Genomic DNA, 16,723 nt, shown 5'->3' on the forward strand with positions numbered 1-16,723 from the left:
GGCTAACCCAGCCGGCGCTGCCAGTGGATAGCGAGCAGGATCAGGGCGACCCCGAGCCAGAGGTTCCAGCTGGGGATCTCGGCAAACAGCCAGACCCCCAGCAGCATCACGAACATCAGGCCCGAGTATTCGGTGGCGGCGATGCGGCTCGCCTCCACCTGTCGATAGGCATAGAAGCAGCTGGCATGATAGAGCAGCTGCATCAGGCCGCTGCCCCCGATCAGGGCCAGCAGTCGCCAGTCGAGGGGCTGCCAGTGGCCGATCGCCAGACCGGCGGTGAGGGGTATCGCCATCAGGTTGGCCCAGAACAGGGCCGCCACCACCGACATCCCCGCCGGCAGCTTGCGTCCCGTGATATTGAACAGCGCCAGGGTGAAAGCGGTGAGCAGGGCGCCGAGCCCGGCGAGATGAAAATCCCCGGGATTGAGCACCAGCAGCACCCCCAGCAGCCCGAGCCCCCCCAGCAACCAGATGCGGGAGTGGATCTTCTCACCCAGCAGCCAGGCCGCCAGCGGCAGGGTAAGCAGGGGCGAGACATAGAAGATGGCATTGGCGCTGGCCAACGGCAGCTGGGTCAGCGCCAGCATCATGCCGCCGCCCCCGAGCAGGCAGAGATGGCCCCGCAGCAGGTGCCACTTCCAGGCCCCCAATCCCCAGGCCGACCTCGGCACCCTTGCCATCAGCGGCAACAGCAGCAGCAGGGTGAACAGCTGGCGCAGCAACATGTATTGCAGCGGACTGAAACCGGGACCGATCAGCTTGACCAGCACGTCAGAGAAGGCCTGGGCCAGGTTCCCCAGGATCAGGGTGATGATGGCGAAGGTTTGCAGGTCGAGGGCGAAGTGCTTGCGGATCAGCTCCATCGCCCCTCCCCGTCCGGGCAGAGGGCAGCCATGACTCGGCTTGGCGGCAAGACTTTCGGATCTTGTTCAGCATTTAATGCGAAATTTGCCACTTTCGACTGCCTCTATCGGATATTGGCGGTTAATCATGCAAAGGATACGGACTAACTCCGGCCTGGGCATCCGATTTCTTTACTACCTCAAGACATAATAATTTCATTGTTATGCCTAAAAGGCATTAGATGCCCCGGTGCTGCCCTCAGGGGCGAACCATGCCGATATGCAGTATCTCGTCCTCGAGGTAGGCGTCTCCCTCGGGCCGAAAACCGTGGCGGGCATAAAAATCCTGCAGATGGGCCTGGGCGCCCAGATAAACGGGAGCCTGAGGCCAGAGCCGTGCACACTCGGCATCTGCCCGCTCCATCAGCCGATGGCCCAGGCCGCCGCCACGGGCCTCTGGCGCCGTGACCACCCGGCCTATCACCGCAAAGCCCGGCTTCACCAGATCCGGCGCCAGCAGGCGGGCATAGGCGACCAGTTCGCCCTCCTGCCACCCCAGCAGGTGCAGCACCTCGCCCTGCTTGTCCAGCCCGTCCATATCGAGGAAGGGGCAGGTCTGCTCCACCACGAACACCCGGGAACGCAGCACCAGCAGGTCATAGAGTTCATGTAACGAGAGGGCATCGAAGCCCTTGAGGGTCCAATCCATAGCTGACTCCTTGGGAACAAGCCGCCAGCATAGCGCCGCGGCCCGTGCCTCGCATTAACCTTGGTTAATGAAGCGACGTGAAGCGGGTCGGACTGGCTTGCCTCGCGCTAGCGCCCGGCCAGGCGCTTGCGAATGCGGCTCAGGCTGATGGGGGTAATGCCGAGGTAGGCCGCCACCTGATGGTCGGGCAGGCGGGCATCCAGATCGGGGAAGTGACTCAGGAAGTGCTGATAACGAGCCTGGGGCGTGCCGGTGAGCAACAGCAGCTCCTTCTCCTCCTTGATGCGCAGCTGGACCGCGACCAGATGCTGGTACCAGGCGGGCCAGAGCCTGTGCCCGCGCAGGCTGGCGAGGGGAAACACCAGCAGGCGGCAGGGCTCCAGGGCCTCCACGCTGCAGCGGGCCGGCTGGCCGCTGAGTTGATGGTGAAAGTCGAGAAACTCGTCCCCCTCCCAGTAGAACTCCTTGATATATTCGCGGCCATCCTCGAGGACGACCCTGGCCCGCAGCAGACCCTGCTCGACCCGGACCAGCAGATCCGGACGATCGCCCGCCCGCCACAATGATTCCCTCGGCGCCAGCAAGAGGGGCCGGGCAAAAGAGAGGAGGCCCCTGGCCTCCTGCTCATCGATGTGGGGATCCCGGCAAAACGGGGGTCGCTCCATCACGTTCATTCAACCACGGCGCTGACGCACCACTTCGAACAGGCAGACGCCGGTCGCCACCGAGACGTTGAGGCTCGATACCGCCCCCGCCATGGGAATGCTCACCAGTTCGTCGCAGTGCTCGCGGGTCAGGCGGCGCATCCCCTTGCCCTCGGCACCCATCACCAGCGCCATCGGGCCGGTCAGTTTGGCCTGATAGAGGTCGTGATCCGCCTCGCCGGCGGTGCCGACGATCCAGACGCCCCGCTCCTGCAGCTCGCGCAGGCTGCGGGCCAGGTTGGTGACCTGGATCAGCGGCACCACCTCGGCGGCGCCACAGGCGACCTTGCGCACCACAGGGGTCAGGCCGGTGGCCTTGTCCCGCGGTACGATCACCGCATGCACACCCGCCGCATCGGCGCTGCGCAGGCAGGCGCCGAGGTTGTGGGGATCCGTCACCCCGTCCAGCACCAGCAGGAAAGGCTGAGCTTCTTGTGAGGCCAGGTTGTCCAGCAGGCTGGCCAGATCGTGCTCGGCCAGCTTGGGGGACTCCTTCACCCGGGCCAGTATGCCCTGGTGATTGTTGCCCTCGGCCTTGTCATCGAGCGCCTTGCGGTTGACGTTCTGCACCCGGATGCCGAGTGACTCCAGCTCGGCGAGGAGCGGCAGCAGCCGCTCGTCGTCGCGGCCCTTGAGGGCCCACACCTCGATGAAACGCTCCGGGGTGCGCTCCAGCTGGGCGCTGACGGCGTGAATGCCGTAGATCAGTTCAGTACTCATTTCGTGCTCTTGGCCTTGTCACGAGCCTTCTTGCTCGGGCGGCGGTTGTTGGGTTTGGCGGCCGTGGTCTTGAGGGGTTTGCCCTCCTGACGACGCTCGTGGCGACGGCTGCTCTTGGCCTTCTCTTTCTTGATCTCGGCCTGCTTGCGCGCCATCTCCTTGGCATTCTTGCCGGTAGCCTTGAGGGGTTCCTCCACCATGGTGAAGTCGATCTTGCGATCGTCCAGGTTCACGGCCATTACCTTGACCCGCACCTTGTCACCCAGGCGGTAACGACGGCGGAAGTTCTCGCCGATCAGCTGCTGGTGCAGGGGATCGAACTGGTAGTAGTCGTTGTCCAAGGAACTGATGTGGACCAGGCCGTCGATGTGGATCTCCGCCAGACGCACGAAGAAGCCAAAGCCGGTGACGCTGGCGATGACGCCGTCGAACTCGTCACCCACGTGGTCCAGCATGTACTCGCACTTGAGCCAGTCCGCCACGTCGCGGGTGGCATCATCGGCACGGCGCTCCGTCATGGAGCAGTGCTCGCCCATGGGATCCACCTCTTCCAGCTGGTAGTGGTAGCCACCGCTCGGGGTCCACTTGTGACGCTGGGCCGCCTGCTCCTTCGCCGCCTGATACTTGATGGCGCGGTGCAAGATGAGATCCGGATAGCGACGGATCGGCGAGGTGAAGTGGGCATAGGACTTCAGGGCCAGGCCGAAGTGACCTATGTTGTCGGCCTGATAGACCGCCTGACGCATGGAGCGCAGCAGCATGGTGGAGAGCAGCTCGGCATCCGGGCGCCCCTCGAACTTGGCGGCCAGCTCGGCGAAATCCTTCGGCTCGGGCTCGAGGCCCCCCTTGAGCTCCAGACCCAGCTCGGCCAGGAAGTCACGAAAACCGGTCAGTCGCTCCTCGCCCGGGCGGTCGTGCACCCGGAACAGGGCGGCGGCCTCGTTCTTCTCGATGTAACGGGCCGCGGCCACGTTCGCCAGTATCATGCACTCTTCGATGATCTTGTGGGCATCGTTGCGCACCAGCGGCACGATGCGGTCGATCTTGCGCTGGGCGTTGAAGATGAAGCGGGTCTCCTCGCTCTCGAACTCCACGGCGCCGCGCTGATGACGGGCATGCTTGAGCGCCTTGTAGAGGCTGTTCAGCTCCTCGATATGGCCCACCAGGGGGTCATACTGCTGGCGCAGCCTGGCATCCCCTTCCAGAATGGCCGCCACCTTGTTGTAGGTCAGGCGGGCATGGGAGTTCATCACGGCTTCGTAGAACTTGTAGCCGGACATGCGGCCACCGGCGGAGATGGTCATCTCGCACACCATGCAGAGTCTGTCCACCTGAGGGTTCAGGGAGCAGAGGCCGTTGGAGAGTACCTCCGGCAGCATGGGCACCACGTACTCGGGGAAGTAGACGGAGTTGCCGCGCTGATACGCCTCGGCATCCAGCGCCGTGCCGGGGCGTACATAGGAGGAGACGTCGGCGATGGCAACCCACAGGCGCCAGCCACCGCTCTTCTTGGCCTGGCAGAAGACGGCGTCATCGAAGTCGCGGGCATCTTCCCCGTCGATGGTGACCAGCGGCAGGGAGCGCAGATCGATGCGCCCTTCCTTGGCCTGCTCCGGCACCTGTTCGCCAAGGCCGGCGACCTCCTTGGTCACCTCCTCCGGCCAGGTGTGGGGAATGCCATGGGTGCGCAGGGCGATCTCGATCTCCATGCCGGGCGCCATGTTCTCGCCCAGCACTTCCAGCACAGTGCCGACCGCATTGATCCGTGCTGTGGCGCGCTGGGTGACGCGCACCACCACGACCTGGCTCTGACGGGCGCCCTTGTTTTCCCCTTCCGGGATGATGATGTCCTGGCCGATGCGGCTGTCGTCCGGCACCACGAAGCCCATGCCGTTCTCGACGAAGTAGCGACCGACGATGTCCGCCTCCCGGGCCTTGAGCAGGCGCACGACCCGCGCTTCCTGCCGGCCCTTGCGGTCGATCTCGGTCGGTTGCACCAGCACGTAGTCGCCGTGCATCAGCTTCTGCATCTCGCGGTTGTTCAGGAACAGATCCGATCCACCACCTTCCGGGCGCAGGAAACCGAATCCATCTTTATGGCCGAGCACATAGCCTTTGACCAGATTCAGGCGATCCGGCAGGGCATAACATTGGTTGCGGGTGAATACCAATTGTCCGTCACGCTCCATGGCGCGCAGACGACGGCGAAGGGCTTCCAACGGCTCTTCCTCGGTCAGTTTGAGGACGGTGGCCAACTCTTCGCGGGACATGGGTTTTTCATGGCCTCGAATGAGCTCCAGCAGCATCTCGCGGCTGGCGATGGGATTCTCATATTTCTCGGCCTCGCGTTGGAGGAAAGGATCTTGTTGAGACATAAGCAGGCCTTAGAATAAGTAATGACTCGGCTAGTATATCGGAGGGGGGAGCTAATGGCATCCACCCGCTGCCTTTTCCAGCATCTCTCTGTCATACTGAGCGCCATTGCGCGCCCGAGAAGACATGGAACCCATGAGCAAGGATTCATTCGCCCAGTCCGCCGCCTACCTGAAACAGGCGGTGCCTCTGATGATCAAGTATCAGATACCCACCACACCGGCCAACTACACCCTCTGGTACAGCTATGTGTCGGCCAGCATGCCCGAGCTCAATCAGGCGATCGATCAGGCCATCAAGTTGCAGGGCACCTGCTCGCTCACCACCTGTGAACGGCTGTTCCACCAATATCTGGCGGCCCAGAGCGACCAGCAGCTCGAGACCATGAAGCTGAATCTGGCCGCCATGACCAGCGAGCTGGGTCACACCATGCAAGACGCCCTGTCGGACACGGGGGCGTTTCAGGCCATGCTGGATCGCAGTTTCGATCGGCTGAGCCGGATCGACGACGAGGGGCTCAGCCTCGAAGATACCATGGGGATATTACGGGAGCTGGTGCGCGAGTCGCGGGATGTGCGGATGTCGACCATGCACTTTCGCAGCCAGCTGACCAGCGCCGAGAAGGAGATAAAGGCGCTGAAGGAAGCCCTGGACGAGACGAGAAAACTCGCCAACGAGGATGCCCTGACCGGTCTGCTCAACCGCCGCGCCTTCAGCCTGGAGATGGATAGCCTCATCCGCAACCGGCACCCCTTCTCCCTGATCCTGACCGACATAGACCGCTTCAAGAACTTCAATGACGAATATGGTCATCTGCTCGGCGATCAGGTGCTGCGCGCCTTCAGCAAGCGGTTGCGGGAATGCTGCAAGGAGGGCGTCAGCGCCTATCGCCTCGGCGGCGAGGAGTTTGCCCTGCTGCTGCCGGGCCGCAGCCTGGCCCTCAGCCGCCAGGTGGCGGAGAGCCTGCGCCGGGCCATCGAGAAGATGTCGATCCTGGATCGCAAGTCAGGTCGGCGTATCGACCACATCACCTCCTCCTTCGGGGTCGGCGAGCACGACGGTACAGAGGCGGCGGATCCCCTGGTCGAGCGCGTCGACAGGCTGCTCTACAAGGCCAAGGAGCTCGGCCGCAACCGGGTGATGCCTCTCCCCTCCTGACGCCCGGATGTCGCTCGGCGGCCAGCCTGCCGGCCACGGCAAGCCCTGCTGTTCGGAGCGAACCTCCTTGCAAGACACAGGGGACAAAAAGAGAAGGCCGGTCACTGACCGGCCTTCTTCGTTTTCGCTGCCCGCACCTTAGAGGTTGTTGAGCTTCTCTTGCGGCAACGCCAGCTCGTCGTTGTGGTTCACACCGACCCCGCGAGCCAGGACGTTGCGGGCGATATCCTGGGCTTCATCCAGAGAGTGCATGGCGTAGGTGCCGCACTGATAGAGGTTCAGCTCGGGGATCTGGGATTGATCCTGCACCTTGAGCACATCGTCCATCGCCGCCAGCCAGGCCTGGCCCACCCGGGCCTCGTCCGGCGCGCCGATCAGGCTCATGTAGAAGCCGGTACGGCAGCCCATGGGGGAGATGTCGATGATCTCCACCCCATTGCCGTTCAGGTGGTCCCGCATGAAACCGGCAAACAGGTGCTCCAGGGTGTGAATGCCACGCTCGGAGAGGATCTCCTGATTCGGCACGCAAAAGCGCAGATCGAACACGGTAATAGTGTCCTTGCTCGGGGTCTGCATGGTTTTGGCGACACGTACCGCAGGGGCTTCCATACGGGTGTGGTCAACGGTAAAACTGTCCAATAACGGCATTTCTGACTCCTGATTGGGTTACCAGAACCAGCTCCCGCTGGAGAGCTGATCCTTGCATTGTCGATACTGGGCGCCATAGCGCTGGGCGCGGGCCTCCACCTTGCGGGAGACCTTCATCAGCCACCCCTTGCTGCGGTAGCTGCCACGGCGATAACCGCCCCAGCCTTCGTGATAATTGAGGTACTGGCCGTAGGCATCCCACTTGGAGGTGCCGTTGAGCTTCTGGGCCTTGTCAGTGTACCAGCCCATGAAATCGATGGCGTCGGCGAAGTCGTCCCGGCTGCTCCAGCCGTTGCCGGTTTCCCGCTGGTAATCGGCCCAAGTCTCGTCTTTCACCTGGGCATAACCATAGGCCGAACTGGCACGCCCGGTCGGGATAAACAGGAAGTATCCCATGGGCGGCTGGGCATCATGCACGAAGGAGGACTCCTGGTACATCATGGCCATCACCACCTGTACCGGTGTGCCCCACCGCGCCGTCATGTCGAGCGCGGCCTCGTGCCACTCGGGTTTTTCGCGAAAGATCTGACACAGGTTTTCCGGCTGGGCCGGCGGCGAACTGCTGCAGGCGGCAAGCCCCAGCGAGAGGCCCGCCAGCACGAGGCGTTTGTGCATCAGATGGCGTCTTCGTTCTCTTCGCCGGTACGGATCCGGATCACCCGCTCCACGTCACACACGAAGATCTTGCCATCGCCAATCTTGCCGGTGCGCGCCGTGTTCTGGATCACCTCGATGCAGGCATCGAGTTCTTCATCCTGGACCACCAGCTCCACCTTCACTTTCGGCAGGAAATCCACCATGTACTCGGCTCCACGATAGAGCTCGGTATGGCCCTTCTGGCGACCGAAGCCCTTGACCTCGGATACCGTCATGCCGTTGATGCCAATCTCGGCCAGGGCTTCGCGCACATCGTCCAGTTTGAACGGCTTGATGATGGCTTCAATCTTCTTCATGGTGACTCCTTACCAGTTCTGTTTACCGAACCCGGACGTGATGGGGTAACGGCGATCCTTACCAAAGTTGCGGGGCGAGATGCGGGGCCCCACCGCCGCCTGACGGCGCTTGTATTCGTTGATGTCCACCAGCCGGATCACCTTGCGCACCGTGGCCTCATCGAAACCGGCGGCGACCATGTCGGCCACGGAGGCATCCTGCTCCACATAGCGTTGCAAGATGTCGTCCAGAATGTCGTAGGGAGGCAGGCTGTCCTGATCCAGCTGATCAGGGGCCAGCTCCGCCGAGGGCGGCCGGTCGATGACCCGCTGGGGGATCACGTAATCGACGCTGTTGCGATACTCGCACAACTTGAAGACCAGGGTCTTGGGCACATCCTTGAGCACATCGAAACCACCGGCCATGTCGCCATACAGGGTGGCGTAGCCCACGGCCATCTCGCTCTTGTTGCCCGTGGTCAGCACGATGCGGCGGCGCTTGTTGGAGAGCGCCATCAAGAGCACGCCGCGGCAGCGCGCCTGCAGGTTCTCTTCGGTGGTATCGCGCGCCGTGCCCTCGAACAGGGGAGCAAGCTGGGTCATGAAGCCCTCGAACATGGGCTCGATGGAGATGATATTGAACTCCACCCCCATACGTTCTGCCTGCTCCCTGGCATCCTCCACGCTCATCTGGGCGGTGTAGCGAAACGGCATCATCACCGCCTGCACCTTGTCGTTGCCAAGGGCATCTCCGGCAATGGCCAGGGTCAGGGCCGAGTCAATCCCGCCGGAGAGACCGAGCACGGCCCCCTGAAAGCCGTTCTTGGTGACATAATCACGCACCGCCAGCACCAGGGCCTGATAGACCTCGGCCAAGGGCTCTAGGGGCTGTGCGGGCTCGCGCTCCTTGCGGGGTTGCCCCTCGACAAAGCGCACCAGCGCCAGCTCTTCGGCAAAGGGGGCCAGCCTGTGGGTCAGCTCGCCCTGGCCGTTGAACACCTTGGAGCAGCCGTCGAACACCAGTTCGTCCTGACCGCATACCTGATTGAGGTAGACCAGGGGCAAGCCGGTCTGACCGCAGCGCTCCGCCATCAACTCGCGGCGGATCCAGGGCTTGTCCTTGTCATAGGGGGAGGCATTGATGGTGAGCAGCAGCTCGGCACCCGCCGCCTTGGCGGCCAGGGCCGGGCCCGGCTGCCAGAGGTCTTCGCAGATAAGCAAGCCCAGGCGATGGCCCCGCAGCGTCACCACGCAACTCTCCTTGCCGGCGCTGAAGTAGCGCTTCTCGTCGAACACCCCATAGTTGGGCAAGTCCTGCTTGAAATAGCGAGCCAGCAGGACACCGTTATCATAGAGGGATGCGGTGTTGTAGAGCTTGCCATCCTGGCGCCAGGGGTGACCCAGCAAGATGGCGCAACGCCCCCGCCAGGCCGCGATGCGGGCCAGAGCAGCGTCGACCCGGATCATGAGGTCAGCGCGCAGCAACAGGTCTTCCGGCGGGTAGCCGGTCAGGGCCAGCTCGGAGCAGACCAGCAGATCGGCCCCTTGCTGCTCCGCCTCGGCGGCGGCGGCCAGTACCTTGTCACAGTTATCTTCGATGGCGCCTACCGTCAGGTTCAACTGGGCAAGCATCAGAGAGAGGGCTTTTGCCATGGCGATGCATCTTGAATTCGAAAATGATGGGGAATGATAAAGAAAAGGCGCTGGCTGTGCCAGCTCAACCCTTATCCTCCCCTGGCGCTCTGCCATGAAGACGATAAGCTGTAGTCAATCGGCGGAGATGATACCCATGAACAGGCACATGAACGGATTCACCCTGCTCGAACTGATGGTCGCCGTCAGTCTGGGCGTCATCTTGTTGGGGATTGGCGCCCCGGCTCTCTCCAGTCTGCTCAACGAGAACAGCCTCAAGTTCGAATCGCAAACCCTGTTGAAGCAGCTGCGTTTTGCCCGTAGTCAGGCCATCGACAACCAGTTTTCGGTCACGGCCTGCCTGGCCGATACCAACGATAGCTGCGTCCTCGCCAACCCCACTCATCTGCAGGTATTTGTCGATGATGATGGCAACAGCGCCCTGGATGGCGGCGAGCTGCTGCTCGCCAGGAGCCACCCCTTCCCTCAGGGCGTCACCGCCGCCAATAATCGGCGAACCACCCTCTTCAGCCCGGATGGCACCAGCCTGGGGAGCAACGCCACCTTGAACTTATGCAGCCCAGGGGTTCAGCAGATCAATCTGATCATCGCCCCCTCGGGGCGATCAAGCCAGGCTACCCAGGCCAATGTCTGTCCCTAGCGCAGCTGGATGGCATCCTGCTGCTGCGCCTCTTTCGATTTGAAGCGATCCCCCATGTCCAGACACTCCAGCACCTTGACCACGGGTTGGATGACCCCGTCGACCTCATAGCCCTTGCGCTGAAATTTGTCCTGCACGGCAGCGGGGGAAGCGTCTGCCGTGGTGCCACTCAGCACCACCCGCGGGCCATTAGCCAACTCGACATAGCACTTGATATCGGCCGCCTGGCTGCCTCCTGACAAGCCCAGACCAAGCACGCACACCCAAGGGATCAGCCTCATGGTGTCTCTCCTTCATACAGGTAGATTTTCTTGGGTGACATATTCATCTCGGCCTCTTCTGCCCCCTGGACGCACTCACCCGCCCCGGTGCAGCGTTCAGGCTCGCCATTTCCCTGATCATGAAGGATGACCTCGTCTCCGACCCCGCCCCCCAGGATCCGGACCCGGGCGTCGTCTCCCGCATGCACCACCAGATCGTCGGCCACCTTGTTTTGCACCTCGACATAGCGCTCAGGGGTTTCATTGCCGTCCAGATCGACCACATACTTGAACGAGGTGCCATAGTGCATGTCCACCATGTACTGACGAGCCGCCCCGATGGACTGAATGGTGCATTGCAGGAAAGACTGCACCTGGGGCAGGAAAGAGGTGAAGTAGAGCTTGCCTTGCAGCACCACGCCCGCCCCCATGGACTTCTCGCCGGGTTCGTTCAACCAGTTGACCCACCCATTGGCGCTGGTGATCCCGGCCTTGACTCGCAACCTGTCCTCATCCGTGCTCTGGGCAGTCAGGGGGTCATGGGTGACATCATAGAGGTCGCTGATAAGGATGGGCGTCCTGGCCGGGCTGCCCGATGTGCGCGCCGTGACATCATAATCCCGCAGCATGAAGTAGCCATTTCGCACCGTGGATTCGGAGGCGGGACGATTGCGATCCCCGCTACCGATCAGCACGGCATCGAAGGGGCGCTCCTGGTAGGCGTAAAGCTCGTTTCCCCCCACCACGGTTCTGGTCACCTGCTTGTTGATGGTGCGCACCACTATGGGTTGGGTGAAGAAGCGGCGATCGTCGGCCTGGACATCATCCGACCCCAGGCTGGCAAACTTGAACACGCTCCAGGCCGACTTGGTGACGGACGGCATATCCATGCGCCAGATATGTCCGCCGGTATCGCCGGCATAGATGCGATCAATCTTGCCATCGCCATCGCTGTCCAGCACGGCGACCGAGCCTGGCATGCTGTCCTCCATGGCGGCAACCTGCAGATTGACGGTAGAGGGTGCCGCCGGAGTGGCGCTGAACACCAGGCTGCCATCGGCCGCATTCACGATGTAGATGCCCCTCCCTGCACTGTCTTCCGTGCCCAGGCCGAGCTCATTCTTATTGGCATCATAGCCGCCCGCAAAGATCAGCACAGGATCGGAGACGCCGGGCACAAAGGCTACCTCAGGCACTGACCAGGTCAGCCCCAGACCGGCAAACCCCGTTTTCTGCTCATCCAGACTCCATTTCAGGCGAGGGCTGTCCGGGTTGGAAATATCGAAGGCATAGTAGGCCTTGCCTCCGTTACGCAGGCCAGTAAAGACCCATACGAAGTCTGCTTCTGTGGCTTTCAGCACCCCATTGCCGTTGCTGTCTTTGATCAGGGCAACGGGAGAGGAGTCGACGCCATAGAGATGCTCTGCCGACTCGGCGTTGCTTCGCAGAGCCTGCTGGTTTGCCAGCAGGCCATAGGGGATGGCGGCCCAGCTCTCGTCTATGGTGCTGCCCATATCCTTGAACATATGCAGGAAGCCAGCATTGGTCCCGAGCAATATCCGCAAGTCGGGGGCGTCGGCCGGGTTGCCCGACTGGGGGCCATAGTTCAACACCAGGGGGCGGGAGTGCAGGGGATCCCCCATGATGTGGCTGCGGATCAGAGTCGAGGAGTCAAAGTCCTCGTCATCGACATCCAGCCCCCTGGTCCAGTTGATCAGCGGGTCCAGTTCGCTCGCGTCATTCACTTTCATCAAGGCCATGAGGGCTGCCTCATTGCCTGCCTGGGATATCAGGTTGGCCTTGGTGAGCGCATCCAGACGATTGTCCGCCTGATTGACCACGAAGAGATTGCGATTGTCCTTGGTGGCCAACATGGCTTGCGCCCCCCCTTCGGCCACCTTGTTGCCGTCACGGCCGGACGACCAGAAGGTCTGGGCGCTATCCGTGATGGTGCCGTCAGGCTTGATGGCCGGCAGCCCTCTGCTATCCATCACATAGCCCTCGGGAGAGAACATCAGCTTCTTGAGGTTGCCCCGCCACCTGGGGCCATCATCCGGCTCGAACATGGCGTAATAAATATTGTTGAGGCTGCGGGTCCGGTCGAAATTGTTGCTGGCAATGGCGGGGGATACCAGTGAGGTATTGATGCGTAGGATCGCCAGCAGAGAGGATTTCAGGGCATCGGTCAGGGCCGAGGCATCGGTCGCCGGGTAATACTCTCCCCCTCCTCGCCTGGCCGTCTCCGCCAGCAAGTTACCGGCGCCAGAGATGGCCTCATCGCCAAACCCCACGGTGAAGGTGGTCACCGTCTGGACACCGGGAGAGACGCTGTTCACGTCCTTGTGTTTCATATAGCCGGCCAGGGCCGCCAGATAGCTGCTGGACCGATTGTTTCCCGAGCCATATGACACGGTCGAACCGTAGGCGGCCTTCTCATCCGTGGTCAGGGTATTGACCAATCCCTGCACGAACGTATCCGAATCCGTATCCTTCGTCGGCTCACCGTCCGTGATGTAGATGACATAACCATTGTTGGAGCAGTTGTCGTAAGGTGCCTGATAGGTACCTTCAGGATCCTCGGCCATGAGGTCGCGAGTCCCGCCCTGCAGGCCATAGATGACCTCCTTGCCACCAAAGAATTGATAAGCTTCGCGCAGGGTCTCGCACAAGGGAGTGTGGGAGCTGGTTGTCAGTCCCTCGACTCTGTCCAGCAGATCCTGCTCCCCCGTCTTGCCGTTGGGCAGGGTGATTTCGCTGCCCAGGATATCCCTGACGATGCGACCGCCATTGTTGTCGCTCTCGTCGTTGCGATTGAACACCGCCAGGCCGAAATCCACTCCCGGGGTCGATGAAATCAGGCCGCTCACCGCATCCTTCGCAATGCGCAACCTTGACTCGATGGAATACCCTGTCGGGCCATAATACCAACGAAGGTAATTGGCGGAATAAAGCACCAGACTGGTGTTGCTGGCATTATCGGCGTTGTTGACATTGGCGGTATAAAACCATTCGCCTCTGTTGTTGCTCGTCTTGTCCACCGGGTAGCCCGCCCCCACGGACCAGGATCCGGTATAGGGATTGGCGGGGTTTCTCGCGATCACATCCTGTTTGCAATCCACCAGCTTGATATCGTCTTCCCGATAGCCGCTGATGGAATTCCACTCGCCCCGACCACGATTGGGGGGCGTGCCATTGCCGACCTCATAGGTCCAGACCTGGGACTGGAAGTAGCCAATATTGGCCAAGGGGGTCTTGGAGCTGGCACAGGCATTTATCTTGTCGGAGAATCGGCGGCTGGTGGTAATGCTGGGAACATCGCCGTCCGTGGCGAAATAGACATACCGCTCGCTGTTGTTCTGGTCCGGATCATTTTGCAGTGGCGGGTAACTGATCGTCGGATCGTAGGCCTCCTTCACCTGCTCCATGGTTTCGCGCATGCTGCCGGAGTTGTCGAATATCAGCAGCACCTTGGGCCTGAAATCGCCGGCCTTGTTGAAATCATAAATAAACAGTTCGGTATCATCCGCCCTGACGGTCGTTGCGCACCACACCAGACTGCTCCAGCACAGCGCCACTCCAGCTCTGCGTAACCACATATCCTTGCTCCTATTTGGTGAGCAGTGGTTGCTCAACCCCCAGGGTCCAGCTCATCGTGCTTGCATGCTTGCCATAATTGAGCTCCGACTGCATCTCCACATATCGACAGGCGGGGATCACATTCTGGCTGCTGGCATCAAATTTGCGTTTGCACACCGTCTCGGCCCGATCCCTCAGGGCGACCGATGCCGAAACATTGCTGCTGTTCACGCTGATGGCGGCACTGACGCCCATGTTTGCGATCAGTGACGAGACATTGCTGCTCTGCATCGCAGCCTCTATCACACCCTCGAGTTGGTGCTCCGCCTGCCGCAAGCTGGCGGCAGAGCCGGCCATCCTGAGATCCTGACCCGATGACTGCATCACCACCACGGCGATCAGGGTCAGGGGGATGAGAATGAAGAGTGCCACCACCAGCGCCACACCCCGTTGCTGTCTCATGAGCCACCTCCGGCAATCACCGCCGGATTGCGCAGCGATACACTGGTTTCCAATAACAGCCGGCGAAAACCGTCGCCATTCCCTGACACGGAGACATCACCAACCTGATAGACATTGTCATTCACATAACTGCGAGAAGCTTGCAGGGAGCGCACCAGGATAAAGATCCGTGCGGCCACCACTCGCCCCTCGCTCCACGCCTGCTCGCTGACGTCATTGGTAGAGACATAGCGATCGATGACGCCATCCGGCACCAGGCTGTCATCCACCCCAAACAGCACGTTCAATCTCTCTATCCCCTCGGCAACAGGACCTCCAATCTGAAATGATCCCCCAGCGGGAGTAAGAAAACGCTTTCTCATCTCCGGGATATTATTTAATTTATTCAGCGCGATGTAATAAATTAAATGTTGATACTCCCATAATTGAGGTTCAGTCATTTTTATGACTTCATCCGGAATAGAGTTAGACCCTTCGGTTATTGAGAACAAATTAGCTTCCTCTGTTGTGGTCGCCAAATAAAATCTTTTTTCATCCAAAGTTGAATCTATAGTCAGTGGTCGCCCAATTAGGCGTTTAATGCTGATTACATCTGTATTCTCAATAAATGACCACTTCGAACTTTCGGTCGGAATACAACTTGAATCCCCTCCTGCCAAGCTGCCCGAGCCATTCACCCTCATAACTAATAATGCACGAGTACCAGCATTTGAAGGTAGGCTTCCACACGCACTTGTTATACCACCTAAGAGAGTCACTCCCTGACCCACCGTCATGGGAGATCCCGTATAGTCCCCCCAGAAACCGGCCCATTTCAGGTCCTGGGTAAGCAGGCGCATGGCGACCCTGCCATTCTCCTGCAGCTCGCTCTGATCAAACGCCTCTTCGGTGGTCGCACGGGAGGCGACGAAGATGCTGAGTCCGCCACCGACCAGAAACGCACCGATCAGCATGGCGATCAGCCACTCAACCAGGGTAAAGCCTCTGGCATTCACAGGGTGGTCGTCAGCACGAACTGACGCCTCTGATTGTCCGCCACGTTTCCCACACCACAGGCATCGCGCACCCCGGCAACCGCCGCAGCGCCATCGGATAGTGACGCCTTGCCACGCCAGAAGATACCGACCGTCAGGCTGTTGTTGGCCCCGCGGATCACGCAGCCGACCGGGGCTTGCAAGGAAGAGGATGCGCCAGAGACAGCGGCACCCAGCAAGGATTGCTGCCAGTAAAAGAGATCCAGATTACGCAGGTCACTGCGGCTGCATGCCGCCATGGTGCCATCGGCGCTGGCGCAACCAGGCAGGGTCAGGTTGCTGTTGCCAGAGACCAGGGTGATGCTCTGGGTCGACCAACTGTCCTGATTGATCCTCACCCGCTCCACCAGGTCATTGGCCAGCCAGCTGGCGATGGTGCGCTGGCGAGACTCATAACTGGAAAACTTGGCGGTTGCCTGCATGGCGACCAGCCCCATCAGGCCAAAGGAGAGCACGACGGCGGCAATCATCACCTCCAGCAGGCTGAAACCCTGCTCTCCTTGACGCCCTGCCTGGACTGTCGTGGTCAACATGGTTGCTCACCAGCATTCATCGTTTTGATTCCCGGCCAGATTTTCCGCCAGCCTTACGCCATCCTGATCGATGGAGAAGAAGATGCAATCACTGTCGCTCCCCTGGGCGCCGGACGCGGTGGCAAACAGGATGTAACTGCTGCCGGCGGCCGAGATCACCAGATGGTAGTAACCGGAATCGGAAACATCGGCCATGCTGAGGGACGCCGCCGCCGAGGCATACTGGTTGAAGTCCATGAAATAGGTCTCTTGCCGGTTGGCGGCATCCAGCAGCATTTTTTTGGCTTCGACGCGGTGACTGGACAGCAGATAACGCTGATAAGAGGGATAAGCGATGGCCCCAAGGATCGCCACGATGGCGACCACTATCATCAGTTCGATGAGGGAAAAACCACGAGAAGACTCAACCATGACCCATCCTTGGCGATTGAATATCTCTTAGTCTAACGCCAGATTTGTCACTGCAACAAATCTGGCGC

Annotated in this window: 17 protein-coding genes; 2 read left to right on the forward strand and 15 right to left on the reverse strand. The window is 60.9% G+C overall.

All coding sequences use genetic code 11. From position 1 onward, the window contains the following. Nucleotides 1–2: 2 nt before the first annotated feature. The 5 genes from BN1119_RS05530 to rnr all read right to left on the reverse strand — a co-directional run bounded on the left by BN1119_RS05530 (nt 3) and on the right by rnr (nt 5,350). Nucleotides 3–863, reverse strand: coding sequence for a DMT family transporter (locus tag BN1119_RS05530; protein WP_041995085.1), 861 nt, complete (start codon nt 861–863; stop codon nt 3–5). Between the two features lie 238 nt (nt 864–1,101). Next, the gene (locus tag BN1119_RS05535) at nt 1,102–1,551 is read right to left on the reverse strand and encodes a GNAT family N-acetyltransferase (RefSeq protein ID WP_041995087.1); all 450 of its coding nucleotides are present in this window, start codon (nt 1,549–1,551) and stop codon (nt 1,102–1,104) included. 107 nt (nt 1,552–1,658) lie between these two features. Next, nucleotides 1,659–2,216: a Crp/Fnr family transcriptional regulator gene (locus BN1119_RS05540; protein ID WP_041995089.1), complete on the reverse strand. Its 558-nt coding sequence runs from the start codon at nt 2,214–2,216 to the stop codon at nt 1,659–1,661. Between the two features lie 9 nt (nt 2,217–2,225). Further along, nucleotides 2,226–2,975: a 23S rRNA (guanosine(2251)-2'-O)-methyltransferase RlmB gene (gene rlmB / locus BN1119_RS05545; RefSeq protein WP_041995091.1), complete on the reverse strand. Its 750-nt coding sequence runs from the start codon at nt 2,973–2,975 to the stop codon at nt 2,226–2,228. Beyond that, the gene (gene rnr, locus BN1119_RS05550; protein WP_041995093.1) at nt 2,972–5,350 is read right to left on the reverse strand and encodes a ribonuclease R; all 2,379 of its coding nucleotides are present in this window, start codon (nt 5,348–5,350) and stop codon (nt 2,972–2,974) included. Before rnr ends, rlmB begins: the two co-directional genes overlap by 4 nt. A 133-nt stretch (nt 5,351–5,483) precedes the next feature. Between rnr and BN1119_RS05555 the strand changes: the two genes are divergently transcribed. Continuing rightward, on the forward strand, nt 5,484–6,506 hold the full coding sequence (locus BN1119_RS05555; protein WP_041995095.1) for a GGDEF domain-containing protein: 1,023 nt from the start codon (nt 5,484–5,486) through the stop codon (nt 6,504–6,506). A gap of 138 nt (nt 6,507–6,644) precedes the next feature. Here the strand turns inward: BN1119_RS05555 and luxS are convergent, their stop codons facing one another. From luxS to BN1119_RS05575, 4 genes are read right to left on the reverse strand one after another with little or no spacing between them, the layout of a single operon-like run. Then, nucleotides 6,645–7,154 (reverse strand): S-ribosylhomocysteine lyase, encoded by a 510-nt coding sequence (luxS, locus tag BN1119_RS05560; protein WP_041995097.1) that lies wholly within the window; start codon nt 7,152–7,154, stop codon nt 6,645–6,647. A gap of 18 nt (nt 7,155–7,172) precedes the next feature. Next, on the reverse strand, nt 7,173–7,769 hold the full coding sequence (locus BN1119_RS05565) for a transglycosylase SLT domain-containing protein (protein WP_041995099.1): 597 nt from the start codon (nt 7,767–7,769) through the stop codon (nt 7,173–7,175). Further along, complete coding sequence (gene glnB, locus BN1119_RS05570; protein ID WP_041995101.1) at nt 7,769–8,107, reverse strand: nitrogen regulatory protein P-II; 339 nt, start codon at nt 8,105–8,107, stop codon at nt 7,769–7,771. The genes BN1119_RS05565 and glnB overlap by 1 nt, the downstream gene beginning before the upstream one ends. Nucleotides 8,108–8,116: 9 nt before the next feature. After that, on the reverse strand, nt 8,117–9,739 hold the full coding sequence (locus BN1119_RS05575; RefSeq protein WP_041995102.1) for an NAD+ synthase: 1,623 nt from the start codon (nt 9,737–9,739) through the stop codon (nt 8,117–8,119). Nucleotides 9,740–9,887: 148 nt separating this feature from the next. Here BN1119_RS05575 and BN1119_RS05580 point away from each other — a divergent pair, with 148 nt between their 5' ends. Further along, nucleotides 9,888–10,379, forward strand: a complete 492-nt coding sequence (locus BN1119_RS05580) for a GspH/FimT family pseudopilin (RefSeq protein ID WP_041995104.1) — start codon at nt 9,888–9,890, stop codon at nt 10,377–10,379. On the opposite strand, the gene BN1119_RS05585 is transcribed toward BN1119_RS05580, so the two are convergent. Genes BN1119_RS05585 through tppA form a run of 6 tightly spaced genes read right to left on the reverse strand, consistent with a single transcriptional unit; the run spans nt 10,376 to nt 16,655 of the window. Continuing rightward, nucleotides 10,376–10,660, reverse strand: a complete 285-nt coding sequence (locus BN1119_RS05585) for a TapY2 family type IVa secretion system protein (protein ID WP_041995106.1) — start codon at nt 10,658–10,660, stop codon at nt 10,376–10,378. The genes BN1119_RS05580 and BN1119_RS05585 overlap by 4 nt on opposite strands. Then, nucleotides 10,657–14,235: a pilus assembly protein gene (locus BN1119_RS05590; protein ID WP_041995108.1), complete on the reverse strand. Its 3,579-nt coding sequence runs from the start codon at nt 14,233–14,235 to the stop codon at nt 10,657–10,659. Before BN1119_RS05590 ends, BN1119_RS05585 begins: the two co-directional genes overlap by 4 nt. A 10-nt stretch (nt 14,236–14,245) precedes the next feature. Continuing rightward, a complete protein-coding gene (gene tppD / locus BN1119_RS05595; RefSeq protein ID WP_041995110.1) occupies nt 14,246–14,677 on the reverse strand; it encodes a type IVa pilus pseudopilin TppD in 432 nt (143 codons plus the stop codon). Continuing rightward, entirely contained in the window at nt 14,674–15,672 is a 999-nt protein-coding gene (locus BN1119_RS05600) for a PilW family protein (RefSeq protein WP_084205308.1), read from the reverse strand. Before BN1119_RS05600 ends, tppD begins: the two co-directional genes overlap by 4 nt. Continuing rightward, nucleotides 15,669–16,244 carry a type IV pilus modification protein PilV gene (gene pilV, locus BN1119_RS05605; RefSeq protein WP_041995112.1) on the reverse strand — a complete coding sequence of 192 codons (576 nt, stop codon included), beginning with the start codon at nt 16,242–16,244 and terminating at the stop codon, nt 15,669–15,671. The genes BN1119_RS05600 and pilV overlap by 4 nt, the downstream gene beginning before the upstream one ends. 6 nt (nt 16,245–16,250) lie before the next feature. Further along, nucleotides 16,251–16,655 (reverse strand): type IVa pilus pseudopilin TppA, encoded by a 405-nt coding sequence (tppA, locus tag BN1119_RS05610; RefSeq protein ID WP_041995115.1) that lies wholly within the window; start codon nt 16,653–16,655, stop codon nt 16,251–16,253. Between the last annotated feature and the right edge of the window lie 68 nt (nt 16,656–16,723).

The organism is Aeromonas bivalvium (assembly GCF_000819765.1).
Classification (GTDB): Bacteria; Pseudomonadota; Gammaproteobacteria; order Enterobacterales; family Aeromonadaceae; genus Aeromonas; species Aeromonas bivalvium.

Excerpts from the sequence above, each read along its gene's own strand:
- BN1119_RS05530 (WP_041995085.1), bottom strand. The coding sequence starts at position 863 with ATGGAGCTGATCCGCAAGCACTTCGCCCTCGACCTGCAAACCTTCGCC.
- BN1119_RS05535 (WP_041995087.1), bottom strand. The coding sequence starts at position 1,551 with ATGGATTGGACCCTCAAGGGCTTCGATGCCCTCTCGTTACATGAACTC.
- BN1119_RS05540 (WP_041995089.1), bottom strand. The coding sequence starts at position 2,216 with ATGGAGCGACCCCCGTTTTGCCGGGATCCCCACATCGATGAGCAGGAG.
- rlmB (WP_041995091.1), bottom strand. The coding sequence starts at position 2,975 with ATGAGTACTGAACTGATCTACGGCATTCACGCCGTCAGCGCCCAGCTG.
- rnr (WP_041995093.1), bottom strand. The coding sequence starts at position 5,350 with ATGTCTCAACAAGATCCTTTCCTCCAACGCGAGGCCGAGAAATATGAG.
- BN1119_RS05555 (WP_041995095.1), top strand. The coding sequence starts at position 5,484 with ATGAGCAAGGATTCATTCGCCCAGTCCGCCGCCTACCTGAAACAGGCG.
- luxS (WP_041995097.1), bottom strand. The coding sequence starts at position 7,154 with ATGCCGTTATTGGACAGTTTTACCGTTGACCACACCCGTATGGAAGCC.
- BN1119_RS05565 (WP_041995099.1), bottom strand. The coding sequence starts at position 7,769 with ATGCACAAACGCCTCGTGCTGGCGGGCCTCTCGCTGGGGCTTGCCGCC.
- glnB (WP_041995101.1), bottom strand. The coding sequence starts at position 8,107 with ATGAAGAAGATTGAAGCCATCATCAAGCCGTTCAAACTGGACGATGTG.
- BN1119_RS05575 (WP_041995102.1), bottom strand. The coding sequence starts at position 9,739 with ATGGCAAAAGCCCTCTCTCTGATGCTTGCCCAGTTGAACCTGACGGTA.
- BN1119_RS05580 (WP_041995104.1), top strand. The coding sequence starts at position 9,888 with ATGAACGGATTCACCCTGCTCGAACTGATGGTCGCCGTCAGTCTGGGC.
- BN1119_RS05585 (WP_041995106.1), bottom strand. The coding sequence starts at position 10,660 with ATGAGGCTGATCCCTTGGGTGTGCGTGCTTGGTCTGGGCTTGTCAGGA.
- BN1119_RS05590 (WP_041995108.1), bottom strand. The coding sequence starts at position 14,235 with ATGTGGTTACGCAGAGCTGGAGTGGCGCTGTGCTGGAGCAGTCTGGTG.
- tppD (WP_041995110.1), bottom strand. The coding sequence starts at position 14,677 with ATGAGACAGCAACGGGGTGTGGCGCTGGTGGTGGCACTCTTCATTCTC.
- pilV (WP_041995112.1), bottom strand. The coding sequence starts at position 16,244 with ATGTTGACCACGACAGTCCAGGCAGGGCGTCAAGGAGAGCAGGGTTTC.
- tppA (WP_041995115.1), bottom strand. The coding sequence starts at position 16,655 with ATGGTTGAGTCTTCTCGTGGTTTTTCCCTCATCGAACTGATGATAGTG.